The organism is Bacillus sp. AFS055030, from assembly GCF_002574545.1.
In the GTDB taxonomy this organism is placed as follows: Bacteria; Bacillota; Bacilli; order Bacillales; family Bacillaceae_G; genus Gottfriedia.
Genome location: NZ_NUGT01000005.1, coordinates 16,685 through 29,668, shown reverse-complemented (window position 1 = coordinate 29,668; position 12,984 = coordinate 16,685). Strand labels below are relative to the sequence as shown.

Sequence of the window (12,984 nt, the reverse complement as noted above, 5' to 3'; positions counted from 1 at the left end):
GTATATTAATCTGTCGGAAAATTTAATAAAATTTAATTGTTAAGAGAAAAATAAAAATATTAATATAGGAAATTAAAAGTTTCTAATCATATAAATTTCTATTTTAAATAAAGCAGAACAGGAGATTTTATTATGAATTATGGCATGATGATCTTTCATCATCGAAAAAAATTAGGATGGACCCAGGAGAAATTAAGTGAAGGAATTTGCTCTGTTTCGCATTTAAGTAAAATTGAAAATGGTACAAAAGAGGCTGGTATAGAAACGATTGAATTACTTTTAAAAAAGATGCGAGTTGAAATAGATGAAAATGACAGTATAGAAAAAGTGAATGGTCAACTTAAACGATTATGGAATTCAATCGAACGAGCTGACTATGATTCTAGTAAAATGCTGTATGAAGAATTAATTAATCAAGAGGAAAGTATAAATTATACGAATATATCAAATGATTTTTGTATTACAATTTGGAGATATTATATATTTATAGAAGATCTTAAAATGGCAAAGAAAAAATGGAAACAACTTGAGATAAAAAGGAAGAAATTTTCCCAATATGAAACGATTAAATATTTGTTTACACTATCAATATATTACATAAAAGAAAAAAGATATAATGACTCTCTTCTAGTAATGGATGAAGTACAAGAAATTACGCCAAACCTTGAAATCGATTTCCAGGAATATTGCTTCTATAGAGCTTTAGTATATAGCTTTATAAATCAGACTTCCTTATCTATGTATTTTTGTAATAAGGCGATACCTATTTTTCTACAAAATAATAATATTAAACGGATTCTAGATGCAAAAATGTTGCTTGCACTTCAATTAATAAAGAGCAAATTCTTAGATCGAGCCGAGCAATTTCTAATAGAAATATTAGATTCTTCAGCCATATTAAGTGATAAAACAATACATATGAGTGCTTTACATAATTTAGGCTATTTATACTATCATTCTAATCAACATAAAAAAGCAATAAAGTATTATCAAGAATATTTAACGAATATACAGGAGGGGACTGAAGATTATTTTTTAGTCATTTCAAATATAGCGAATAATATGATGATCATGAACGATAACGAGACGGCTACTAAGCTGTTATGTAAGAATCTCTCTAAAATAAAGGATAAAAATAGTGCATCTTATATTCGAATGAAAGTTTTATTACTAGAAGCGAAAAAAGACGAAGCAAATTTAGTTAAATATTTACGTGAAGTTGGCTTACCATTATGGGTTCAAACCAATGATTATGAAAAATTAATCAAATACTATGATGTTGTTACAAATTACTACGAAAAACACGAATCATTAGAAAAACAAAACATGTTATATAAAGAATACAATAGCACTCTATTAAAAATTATCGAAAGCAGGAAATAACATGATGAAAAGACTATCCAACATTATAACAATATTTTGTTTGTTCACTGTTCTATCTATTAATTATGGTCCTAATTTAGTTTCCGATGGTTATGAGACTTCAATTGTTTCAGATAACCCAGGAACGCAGACGAACTCAGATGATATTAATCAAAATGAGTCTACAGATGAAGGGTTTCAACCATATGATCGATCAACTCGTTCTTTGGGAGATGAGCCGATTCATCCTAAAGTAGAAAAATTATTATTTATTCGAAACTAAATATATCCATTAATAAGTATCATACATTTTGTGTGGTACTTTTTTAATTAGGAGGTAGGAAGGCAATGTCTTTTGAACAATGCTTTAAAATAAATAAATTAATGCAGGATTTTAATAAAGGCTGGTATATAGCTGGAGGATGGGCGATTGACCTTTTCTTAGAAAAAAAGACAAGAAATCATCATGATCTTGAAATCGTCATTGCACGAAATGATCAGCTATGTCTTAAAGAGTATTTACATAACTGGACGTTTAATAAAGTCTTTAGAGGCAAATTATCAACTTGGGAAAATGAATATTTAGAACTACCTATTCACGAAATACATGGCGAAAATGATAAGACAAAAGATGAATTAGAAGTTTTATTAAATGAAATCGAGTTAAATGAATGGAAGTTTAGAAGAGATAAATCGATTACATGTAAGCTTGACTCACTTTATAGTGTTTCAAATGAAGGGATTCCTTACTTGAATCCAGAAATAGTGCTTTTATATAAGGTTCGTAATACGAGAGAAAAGGATCATCAGGATTTTAAAAACGTGAAGGATTATTTAGATTCCTCACAGAAAACATGGTTACGTGAAGCGATCTTGATCCATCATCCTAATCATGAATGGCTTGAAGATTTAAAATAAAAAGATGTTATTTTTTAGATTAAAATAGACCGGGAAGTAATTACCCGGTCTTTCTTACTTTTTGTAGTTTAGTATAAGCTATTAATTTCATTAGCAGCCTGTATCCCTGATTCAATTGCACCTTGTATCCATGCGTGAGAACGAGAAGTGTGCTCCCCTGCAAAGTGTAATCTTCCCTCAGGACTGCTTATATAAGAATTCAGTTCTTCCTCTTGTCCCGGTTCAAAAAATGTAAAGGCACCAATTGAAAATGGATTTTGACTCCAGCTAAAGGAGGTTCCAGCTACATATTCAGAATAAACTTGTTTACCCCAAATCTTAGCCAAGTCCCGTAAAGCATACTGAATGCGTTCTTCTTCAGTTAAAGCACTCAATGTTAGCGCCTCATCAGACCATGTATAGCTTGCATTCACTACTGCACTACCAGTGTTACCAAACCCTGTACTAGGATAGAGTGAAAGTCTGGTAGGCAAATCGGTTGTTGACATACCACCGAATTGACCATATTTCTCCCAAAATCTACTTTTAAACTCGATTCCTATTTTTGTTGCAGACATGTAGTTTATTTCGCGAATTGCTTTTCGTTTGTAATAAGAAATCGAATGGAATGGTTTAATCTCCACAAATCTTAAGAGTGAAAATGGTATAGCTATGATGGCAAAATCAGCGTTCATACTGTACTGGCTTGAGGTATTTTTGTCAGTTGTTTGGATTGTTATGGAATTACCATTTTGAATAATTTTCGTCAGTTTTTGATTTAATCGAATAGTATCTTTTAATTGAGGAAGAAACGCTTTTGGTAATAAGTCCATTCCTCCTGTTATTTCATAAAATTTCGTTGCGGATTTAAAAGCGACTTGTTCCCTCAATACTTCTAAAAAGGACATTCCCATAAATGCTTCAAAATCTAGTAGTACACCAATCATATCAACTGCACCTACTGAAAAGTATGAATTTAAAAAGGAACCAAATGAAATATTACCATACCCTTTTTCGACGATTTCCCAATTCGTTATTGGATTTTGATTAATAAAGTTGATAAATGGCTGCAATGCTTGATCCAATAATACATCTGATGTTTTTCCTTTTTCGTTTGCTGCTACTGGAAAGTTTAATAGATCGGGATTTTTTTTATAGTTAGCTTGATTCGTTTTTATTCCATTTACATAAATGAGATCGTTTGGCGTTTCATTAATAAATTCATTTACTGGCAAGTTGAATTTTCGAATATATCCTAATGTTAAATGATGGATATTTGGGATTCGTAATGGACCAGCATTTAAATATAGTCCATCACTAAACGGGGCACGCAAAGTATAAGCGCGACCTCCAATTCGATCATTTGCCTCTATAATGGTGACATGGTGTCCTGCATCCTTTAACAATGAAGCTGCTGTCAAACCGGCCATTCCAGCACCAACAATCACTACTTTTTTGGGGAATTCAGTTTTTCTAAGTCCGTTTTGAATAATTAAAATCATTTGTTCAGTTGTTAGTGGAGAACTTGTCATTTATTCTCCTCCTTTACAATTCCTTCGTTATACTGTATTCGCATTCAAGAAAACGTATGTAATTGATTGATTTAAATTTGAAGGTGTATTATTAATCTTTTTTATAACAATTAAAGGAGAATGCTGCCAGAAAATATAATAATAGGATATCTCCTTCTTTTATTACTTTCATACTTTGGTCGTAGACAGATTGATACTGCAGGATGTTATCTAGATTTTTTAATTTCCATAAAATGAGATTAGTAGAAGTTTTCAATTGGAGGTTAAAAAATGAAAAAAATATTTATTGCTGCTTTATTAATAATTACATCAGTATTCGTTTTTGCTAGTTGTTCAATTTTTAACAATGAAAAGGTAAAAGAAGAAACTGTTACTATTCATAAAGATCAAGCTAAAAAATTGGATGTAAATTTAGATTTAGGTGCCGGAGTAATGAATGTTTCAAAAGGTACAAAAAATTGGGTAGACGGTACGATTGAATATAACAATATATATTTAAATCCAGATGTATCATATAAACTTAAAGATTCCACGGGAGAAGTAAGAATTGACCAATCTAAAAAGCATTTTCCAAAAGTGAATATTGGCAAATATAAGAATGAATGGAATTTGAAGCTTTCAAATAAACTTCCGGTTGATTTAAATGTGAATACAGGCGCATCAAAAACAAATCTTGATTTACGTGGACTGGATTTAAATAAATTAGAAATCGAGGCTGGAGTCGGAGAACTAAATGTTAATTTAGGTGGACAATGGAATAAAAGCTTCGATGCAAATATTGAAACTGGCCTTGGGAAAACGACCATCGTGTTACCTTCTGATGTAGGTGTAAAGATTAATTTAAGCAAGGGAATTGGCAAGGCAAATATTGCTGATTTTATTTCGAAAGGTAATGGTGTTTATGTTAATGAAGCATATGAGAACGCTGATGTTAAATTAACAATAAATATGGACTTAGGTGTAGGAGAGGTAAACTTTAAGGTAGATTAATAATCAATTTGAACGTAATAGAAAAATAGTTTCATATATATTTTTATTTTTAAGGAGGAATTCAATGATAAAAAACGCAGTTGAATCAGTAATTGATTGTATGGCATCAGGTAAGGGGATGTCTGATCTACAAAGAATTCAAACAGAACATCGTTTTAAATTAGTTGAGTTTTGGAATATAGAAATGGGAAGTAAAGTATTAGAAATAGGTTGTGGTCAAGGAGATACGACTGCCGTTTTAGCTTATAGTGTCGGGGAAAATGGACTTGTTCATGGTATTGATATTGGCCCAAGAACATACGGAAGTCCTATTTCATTAGGGGATTCAGCAGACTTCTTATTACAATCGAATTTAGGTAATCAATTAAAAATGGAGTTTGAAATTGACATATTATCGTCAACTGTTGATTTTCGTGAACATGAGTTTGATTATATTGTTATGTCCCACTGTTCCTGGTACTTAAAATCAAAAGAAGAATTGATTGCTGTCTTAAAAAAGATTAAAAAGTGGGGTAAAAAATTATGCTTTGCTGAATGGGATACTAGAATTAGTTCAATTGAACAATATCCACATTTATTATCTATTTTAATTCAGGCTCAGTATGAGTCATTAAAACAGAATAGTGAATCAAACATTCGCACCCTATTTACTCCAAATGATATTAAAAATATTTGTGAAGATTCAGGATGGAACATAATGAATGAAACAACGATAAACTCCCCAAATTTACAAGATGGTAGCTGGGAAGTTAAAAAGACTTTAGAAGATATAGATATCGAACTAAATAATATTGAAAATTTACCAAGTAAATTAAATGAACTAATCCGATCAGAAGTAAAAATGCTAGAAGAGTCTATCACTTCTATTGTAATCAAACCTTTATCGGTATTTGTATTTGTAGCGAAATAAAACTTCAAAATTTAAAATGAAAAAGCATCTAATTTTTTAGATGCTTTTTTTTACTATTGAGGATGATAGTTTCTATGATAAATATATGGAAAACTTGGGTAGTAATACGGATACAAGTATATTGCTTCAACTGAAGAAAGTGGTACAGTGACTTTTTTATATACTCGGTATCTAGGGCTAAAAGTTTCACCACTGCTTTGTCTTACTTCAAAATATCGTGATTCAGGTGCGGCGAGGTCTTGTGGGACGAGTAAGTCCGCGCTACTCAAATTGTTATCTAATAATACCCCTTCTAATAATGCTCTTTCAGAAGTTTGAAACACTACATGGCATAGTTTATATTTTTTACATTTATCTTGCATATTTCGAATATGGTAATTTTCCATGGAATCCCTCCCATTTATATTCATTACTAAATGTATGATTTCAGATAAAGCACTAGAATATTGTCCAAACTATTAATGATCAGAACATAGATTAAAAAAGAACAAGATGTTTCCAAGTTGTAAATTTTTTGCATTTATATGAAAAACGTTTAGTAATTCCATACTGAGCCATCTATAATTTTTTCTAAGGAAATTATTAATAATCAAAAAATAAAATATAAGGAATAAAGATAAAAACATAAATTATGAATTTAGGTGAGGTAATTGCAAGCGAAAGTATTAATTGTAGATGATGAAAAAAGTATTGTAGATCCATTAACTTACGCATTTCGTAGAGAAGGATTTATCGTAGAATATGCATTTAACGGAAAAGAAGCATTGGATAAGATTCCAGCTTTTAAACCGGATATTTTAATATCGGATATTATGATGCCTGTAATGAATGGTTTAGACTTATGTAAACAAATAGGAAATAAAGAAGGACTTGGCATTATTTTACTTACAGCTAAAGATGATATTATTGATCGAGTTTTAGGATTAGAGTTTGGAGCTGATGATTATATAACAAAACCGTTTGATATTAGGGAATTACTTGCTAGAACTAGATCTTTACTCCGAAGATTAAAAAAACAATCTTCACTTGATGAAAAAAAGAGCATTTCAATTAATAAGCTACAAGTAATTCCTGCTCAAAGAAAAGTGATAGTTGATGGAACCAATTTAGAATTAACCCCAAAAGAATTCGACCTTCTTGTTTTATTAATTTCTAATATTGATCGAATTTTTAGTAGAGATGAATTATTAGATTTAGTGTGGGGAATGGAGTATATCGGTGGAACGAGAACTGTCGATATTCATATCCAACGTTTACGTAAGAAGCTTGGTAATTCTTATCAACATTTAATTCACACTGTTTTTGGAGTCGGATATAAGATATCTAGTGAAACTAAATGAAATTAAGTATAAAAGTTAAGTCGAGCTTGTTTTTAGCTATGCTATTAATTGGAACTGTCATTGTATTAAGTATATTAGTTTTACAAGGGATCAAACAAAACCAGCAAAAACAAACTGAAGAAACTCTTGCTAGGCAAAGTAAATTAGCAAATGTATATGTGAAGCAAGTTTATTTAAGTCAAACATCGGAGAATCCTCAAGATTTTTTTAAACGATATGGTCGGGAAATCGCTAGACAGATTGGGATTATTAGTAGTCTTCATGTCACAATTTTTAATATGGATGGAAAAGTTGCAGGTGACTCTCTTCCTTTACAATCTACAAGAGATGTAGGAGATACGTTAAGTTATGCGCTAAAAGGTAAAATTGCATATCAGGAGAGTGGCGAAACATTATCTTATTTTGCACCTATTTATAATGCTAATAAGCAAATAGGAGTTGTTCAGTTCGATTATTCATTAATTAATAATCAGGAGTTTTATGATAGTACCATTAAACTGTTTACAAAAATTGGTTTAATAACGACAATTCTTAGTTTTATTATTGGATATTTCTTTTTTAATACTCTTGTTATGAGTATTTTAAAACTTAGGAAAGTAACGGAGGAAATTAAATTAGGAAACTATCCTGACCGGCCTACTTTAAGTCGAAAAGATGAGCTTGGTTATTTAAGCCAAGCGATCTTTTACATGAGTAATGAAATTCAACATAATATAAAAGGCATTCAACAAGAAAAAGAAAATCTCCAATTAGCTGTTGAAAAGCTTAAAGTTTTAGAAAAACAACAAAAGCAATTTATTGGATCAATTACTCATGAGTTTAAAACCCCACTGACTGTAATAAGGGCTTATATCGATTTATTAGACATGTATTCGGATGATCCAAAATTATTAGAAGAAGCAATTAGTAATATAGGAAAAGAATCACTTCGACTTTATGATATGGTTGAAAAAATATTAAAATTAGCAGAACTTGAGAAATATGACTTTGAAATTATAAAAGAAAAAGTCGATGTATTTTCCCTTTTAGAAGACATCTGTTTAAGAATGAAAGGGAAAATGACTAAGTTTGGCTTATCAATCCGCACAAATTTTGAACATGCAACCATTCTTATTGATAAAGAAAGCTTTACATTAATCATTATGAATTTATTAGATAATGCGATTAAATATAATAAAACGAATGGTGAGATAAACGTTTCAAATAGGGTTGAAAATGATCGCTTAGTTATTAATATATCTGATACAGGGATTGGTATTTCCTCGGAATTAGTGGAAAAAATATTTGAACCATTTTTTACCGTAAATAAGGACCGTTCGCGTCAATCTGGGGGATCTGGTTTAGGGCTTGCTTTAACAAAAGATTTAATTGAAAAGCAAAATGGTACGATTCGTGTTGAATCAACAGAAGGTAGTGGATCCAATTTTATCATTACATTTCCGTTAGTTAAGTAAAAGTTTACAAATTGGAAACATGAAAAGGTAAAAATTGAAACAACTTAAACGTATCATAAAATCGAAAATAGGAGAGTGATGCGATGTTTAACAAGTGTTTGATGAAAGTATTTTTTCTAGTTAGTACATTTCTACTAATAACTGGATGTCAAAATCAAAATGAAGATATAGTGATTGAAAAAAAACATAAAAAAATTACCGTATTAACAGGAAATGAAGAGGTTGTAACAAACGAGTTAGCCCTTGAGAAAATAGATCGTTATGAAGGGATTCGTGGGACGGATTGGTTGGATGATCATACGATTTTAACTGAACAAAAAAATACGAAATTACCAAAATCAGTTATGACAGATAATGGTGAGTATACTTATCCCATTAATTTATTTTCATATGATCTAAGCACGAACAAATCGAAAGTATTAGCAAGTGAGGAACATGACCAAGTAGGAGCCGTTATTTCACCTGATAAAAAGCATATTTTTTATAAGATAACAGAGGATGGAACTTCTGGTACTGGCTATATTATAAATTCTGAAGGAACCGGTAAGGTTAAAGTGTCAGAGCCGGATACCATTTTTGCATTTGCGACAGAGGGACGATGGATCAATAATGAAACAATCATTTATTCAACAATATTTCAGCAAATGTTTTCAGCTGATATTAATGGACAAGTAAGAAAGATTGATGCTAACTCTGATAAAGTTAATTTAATTAGAAAAAAATACAACGAGCATAAAGTTGAATGGGTTATTCCGTCTCCTGATCAAAAGCAATTCGCTATTGTTAGAAAAATTGCACCAACTAAAAGAGAGTTGTTTATTACCGATGAAAATGGAAGAAAAACAGTATCTTTAGCTACTGGAACTCAAATTTTCGGTGCAGGTTGGTCGCCAAACTCCAAAACATTAGCTTTTTCCGTAATTTCGGAAGATAAGGGAGAAAGAGGATTATTCGTAAGCGATGTCAAATCTAGAAAGATAACACAATTATCGACTGATTTAGACGAGCTTGCTGGACCAATTACTTGGAGTCCATCTGGTAAAAAACTATTGGTTTCTAAAGTGATATTAAAAGAGCGTCTAAATGAATTTGTGTCTTATGTATTAACGTTGAAAAATTAAGAAACGAAATAGTTTCTTCTATAGGAAAGTGAGAGAAATGCTCACTTTCTCTTTTTTCACTTTAAGAAAGGATACGAAAATATATTTCCAGTATAGAGATAAAAAGGAGAAATAAAAACATATGAGGAGTCGGAAGGATAAAAGTACTGAAAAAAGAAAAAGTAAAAAAATAGTTATATGGATTATGACATTGTTTCTATTTGGTTGTTTATCAGGATTTAGTTATTTTATTTATAAGAAAGTTTATGAAGAAAGCAATTTAGTAAAAAACGAAACTAAAAATAAAGTAGTGGAAAAACCAAAATCGATTAATAAGCCAGCTACAAAGCCACCAGTTCAAAAGCCAGAAAATAACAATACTACAATACCAAAAAATATAGAAACGTCTATTAAAATTAGTGCAGCTGGTGACTTTACACTTGGATTTGATGAAGATTTTCAATATGTTAATTCTTTTCCAGCAGAAGCAAATAAAAATGGATTAGCTTATTTTACAAAAGGGCTAAATAATATCTTTAAACAAGATGATTTATCAACTGTTAATTTAGAAACGACGTTAACGAATTCAAAAATTAAGGCAACTAAAACATTCCGTTTTAAAGGTGATCCTTCTTATGCCAAAATATTAACGTTAAGTGGGATTGAAGCAGTCAATTTAGCCAATAACCATAGCCATGATTATTTGCAAAAAGGTTTTGAAGATACAATTAACAATTTAAAAAAAGAAAAAATAGGTTATTTTGGCTATAACGATCAATATGTAACGACGATTAAAGGGGTTAAAGTTGCTGCACTAGGATATGAAGGTTGGAATGATTCACCTGACTTAAGGATTAAAATTAATAATGATATACAAAATTTAAGAAAAAATGGTGTAAAAATCATTCTAATCCATTTCCATTGGGGAATCGAGCGAGACTATGTACCAAATAGTACTCAAAAGAATTTGGCCCATTATGCAATCGACCATGGAGCTGATTTAATACTTGGCCATCATCCACATGTTGTTCAAGGAATCGAAGAGTATAAAGGAAAATTTATAGTATATAGTTTAGGGAATTTTATGTTCGGCGGAAATAAAAACCCTAAAGACAAAGATACATTTGTTTTCCAACAAACCTTTCATCTAAATAATGGGATACTCACAAATCAAAAAGAAATAAAAGTTGTTCCATTTTCAGTTTCTTCAGTATCTTACCGAAATAATTACCAACCATTACTTTTAAAAGACCCTGAAGAACAAAGAGTTAAGAAAAAAATAATTTATGTTTCAAATAAGATTCATGGATCTAGTTGGACTCAATATGAAAAATAAGAAAGCAATCCTTGAATGGGTTGCTTTCTTTAATATACCTTGGATTTTTAAACCAAAAGTTATCTATACAAGATATTTTTTGCAATAATAATGCTATTTTTTGGAAGGGATTTCTTCAGTTATAACGAATTATTCTTATATAACGAATGAAAAGAATACCCTAATAGTAAGTTGATTGCCAAATAAAATTTAGGAGGAATAAGAATGAATCTACAGCTTATTGAATTCCTTAGTATTATTTTCGTATCCTTGATTTTATCTGTTTGGGTAGAAGTTAAAATGCAAAATAAAACACAGAATGTATTAGCTACAATGTCGATTGCATTTAATATTAACCTATTCATCCTAGGCATTGCGAGTATTTGGTGGATCCTTAATGCTAGTGATAACGCAAGTGTGATTTCAGGTATTCAGTTATTATTAGCAGCATTTTTAGGAAATTTATTAATTAATATCGGTGTATTCTTCTTTGTTAGAAACAAGGTAGTTTCGAAAATTTAATTTGATCGATTAGTTTGTTAAGATTTGATAGACATAAAGTAAAACCTAGCATTACTCTATTTTAAATGAGTAATGCTTTTATTTTTGCAGTGTTAACAAATTTTGCAGTGTTAACAAAGTAGAAAATGAGGAGAAATCATGAAATTATACATTAGTCATATGACACAGTCTTTCGCTACTGATATTCTTAATTGGAGTTATGATCCACCTTACGATTTTTATAATAATGAATTAAGTCGAGAAGGATTAGCTGAATTGTTGAATAATCAGTATTTTGCAGTAATCAACCAAGAAGAGAACTTGATTGGCTTTTTTTGTATCGGGCAGTCGGCACAAGTACAAAAAGGGAACGAGTTTGGTGTTTATGAAAAAAGGATGGTTGATATCGGATTAGGAGTTAGACCTGATTTAACGGGAAAAGGATTTGGGAGTAAATTTTTTAAATTTATTCTTGGAGAAATTCAAGGGATGACCAATCTTTTCACATTTAGATTAACAGTTGCTAAGTTTAATAAAAGAGCGATTCGGCTTTATGAAAATTTTGGATTTAAAGTGGAAAATGAATTTTGTACTGAGCGTGCTGAATTTATCACAATGGTAAGATCACAATGACATTACGCCTGACTTTTAATCATAATTTAACAACTTAAGGAAAAAAATAAGTTCGTAATAATAGATTGACATAAAACCAAATGGTTGTATATAATTTTAAATGTAACCAAAAGGTTTTATATTGATTGGAAAGAAGGGTCAAAATGGGCGTACAAAATCAAGTTGAAGATATTAAGCAAACCCTTATCTATAATGCACCTATTCAAAAAGTCTGGGAGTTCGTCTCAACATCGGAAGGTATATCTGCATGGTTCATGCCAAATGACTTTAAACCAGTCGTAGGTCACGAGTTTCATTTGCAAGGTCCATTCGGTCCATCACCTTGTAAAGTTTTAGAAATAGATGAACCAAATCGAGTATCGTTTACTTGGGATGTTGATGGTTGGGTAGTATCGTTTAATTTAAAAGAGCTAGGAGATCAAACTGAATTCACACTAATCCATAGTGGATGGAAAACAGCAGATGAAATTCTACCAAAACCAAACCAAAAAAGTGGTATTGTCCGCGACAATATGAATGGTGGTTGGGCTGGCATTGTTCAGAAGCTTAAAAAGGTTGTTGAAAACTAGTGTCTAATTCTGCACAAAAATATGACGTATTTCAAGCGATAGCCGATCCTACTAGAAGAGAAGTACTTAAATTATTAGCTAATAATGAATTACCGATTTCAGAGATATCAAGTAATTTCCCGATGAGTCGAACAGCAATTGCAAAACATCTTCATATCCTTTCAGAAGCTGAATTGATTAGTGGAAGAAAAGTTGGCAGAGAAAGAAGATACAAACTACAACCAGATGCATTTTTAGAGATTAAACAATGGTTATCATATTACGAGCAATTTTGGACAAATAAATTATCCATCTTACAACATTTGGTTGAAAATAAAGAAGAGCAAAGTATAAAACTAGTTAAATCAACTATAGACAGTAGTAAAGAGTAAATTCGGGGCG

15 protein-coding genes are annotated in these 12,984 nt (G+C 30.8%); 13 read left to right on the top strand and 2 right to left on the bottom strand.

All coding sequences use genetic code 11. From position 1 onward, the window contains the following. Positions 1-132 precede the first annotated feature (132 nt). The 3 genes from CN925_RS01720 (at position 133) to CN925_RS01710 (ending at position 2,280) form a co-directional block, all read left to right on the top strand. Positions 133-1,383, top strand: coding sequence for a helix-turn-helix domain-containing protein (locus CN925_RS01720; RefSeq protein WP_098844085.1), 1,251 nt, complete (start codon positions 133-135; stop codon positions 1,381-1,383). Position 1,384: 1 nt separating this feature from the next. Further along, a complete protein-coding gene (locus CN925_RS01715) occupies positions 1,385-1,645 on the top strand; it encodes a hypothetical protein (protein ID WP_098844084.1) in 261 nt (86 codons plus the stop codon). Positions 1,646-1,710: 65 nt separating this feature from the next. Then, positions 1,711-2,280 carry a nucleotidyltransferase domain-containing protein gene (locus tag CN925_RS01710; protein ID WP_098844082.1) on the top strand — a complete coding sequence of 190 codons (570 nt, stop codon included), beginning with the start codon at positions 1,711-1,713 and terminating at the stop codon, positions 2,278-2,280. 68 nt (positions 2,281-2,348) lie between these two features. On the opposite strand, the gene CN925_RS01705 is transcribed toward CN925_RS01710, so the two are convergent. Beyond that, entirely contained in the window at positions 2,349-3,791 is a 1,443-nt protein-coding gene (locus tag CN925_RS01705) for a flavin monoamine oxidase family protein (protein WP_098844080.1), read from the bottom strand. A 270-nt stretch (positions 3,792-4,061) separates the two neighbouring features. On the opposite strand from CN925_RS01705, the gene CN925_RS01700 reads away from it, so the two are divergent. After that, positions 4,062-4,781: a toast rack family protein gene (locus tag CN925_RS01700; RefSeq protein ID WP_098844077.1), complete on the top strand. Its 720-nt coding sequence runs from the start codon at positions 4,062-4,064 to the stop codon at positions 4,779-4,781. Between the two features lie 64 nt (positions 4,782-4,845). Next, entirely contained in the window at positions 4,846-5,691 is an 846-nt protein-coding gene (locus tag CN925_RS01695; RefSeq protein WP_098844075.1) for a class I SAM-dependent methyltransferase, read from the top strand. A 53-nt stretch (positions 5,692-5,744) separates the two neighbouring features. Here the strand turns inward: CN925_RS01695 and CN925_RS01690 are convergent, their stop codons facing one another. After that, positions 5,745-6,077: a hypothetical protein gene (locus tag CN925_RS01690; protein WP_098844072.1), complete on the bottom strand. Its 333-nt coding sequence runs from the start codon at positions 6,075-6,077 to the stop codon at positions 5,745-5,747. Between the two features lie 264 nt (positions 6,078-6,341). Between CN925_RS01690 and CN925_RS01685 the strand changes: the two genes are divergently transcribed. From CN925_RS01685 to CN925_RS01650, 8 genes are all read left to right on the top strand, one after another. Continuing rightward, the gene (locus tag CN925_RS01685) at positions 6,342-7,031 is read left to right on the top strand and encodes a response regulator transcription factor (RefSeq protein ID WP_098844070.1); all 690 of its coding nucleotides are present in this window, start codon (positions 6,342-6,344) and stop codon (positions 7,029-7,031) included. Next, positions 7,028-8,485, top strand: a complete 1,458-nt coding sequence (locus tag CN925_RS01680; RefSeq protein WP_098844067.1) for a sensor histidine kinase — start codon at positions 7,028-7,030, stop codon at positions 8,483-8,485. Before CN925_RS01685 ends, CN925_RS01680 begins: the two co-directional genes overlap by 4 nt. A gap of 83 nt (positions 8,486-8,568) precedes the next feature. Further along, positions 8,569-9,606, top strand: a complete 1,038-nt coding sequence (locus tag CN925_RS01675; protein ID WP_098844064.1) for a hypothetical protein — start codon at positions 8,569-8,571, stop codon at positions 9,604-9,606. 121 nt (positions 9,607-9,727) lie between these two features. Next, positions 9,728-10,921, top strand: coding sequence for a CapA family protein (locus tag CN925_RS01670; protein ID WP_098844061.1), 1,194 nt, complete (start codon positions 9,728-9,730; stop codon positions 10,919-10,921). A gap of 204 nt (positions 10,922-11,125) precedes the next feature. After that, positions 11,126-11,422, top strand: coding sequence for a hypothetical protein (locus CN925_RS01665; RefSeq protein WP_098844058.1), 297 nt, complete (start codon positions 11,126-11,128; stop codon positions 11,420-11,422). A 138-nt stretch (positions 11,423-11,560) separates the two neighbouring features. Further along, positions 11,561-12,034 carry a GNAT family N-acetyltransferase gene (locus CN925_RS01660; protein WP_098844055.1) on the top strand — a complete coding sequence of 158 codons (474 nt, stop codon included), beginning with the start codon at positions 11,561-11,563 and terminating at the stop codon, positions 12,032-12,034. 143 nt (positions 12,035-12,177) lie between these two features. After that, positions 12,178-12,603 carry an SRPBCC family protein gene (locus CN925_RS01655; RefSeq protein ID WP_098844054.1) on the top strand — a complete coding sequence of 142 codons (426 nt, stop codon included), beginning with the start codon at positions 12,178-12,180 and terminating at the stop codon, positions 12,601-12,603. Next, positions 12,603-12,974, top strand: coding sequence for an ArsR/SmtB family transcription factor (locus CN925_RS01650; RefSeq protein WP_098844051.1), 372 nt, complete (start codon positions 12,603-12,605; stop codon positions 12,972-12,974). Before CN925_RS01655 ends, CN925_RS01650 begins: the two co-directional genes overlap by 1 nt. The last annotated feature ends 10 nt before the right edge of the window (positions 12,975-12,984 follow it).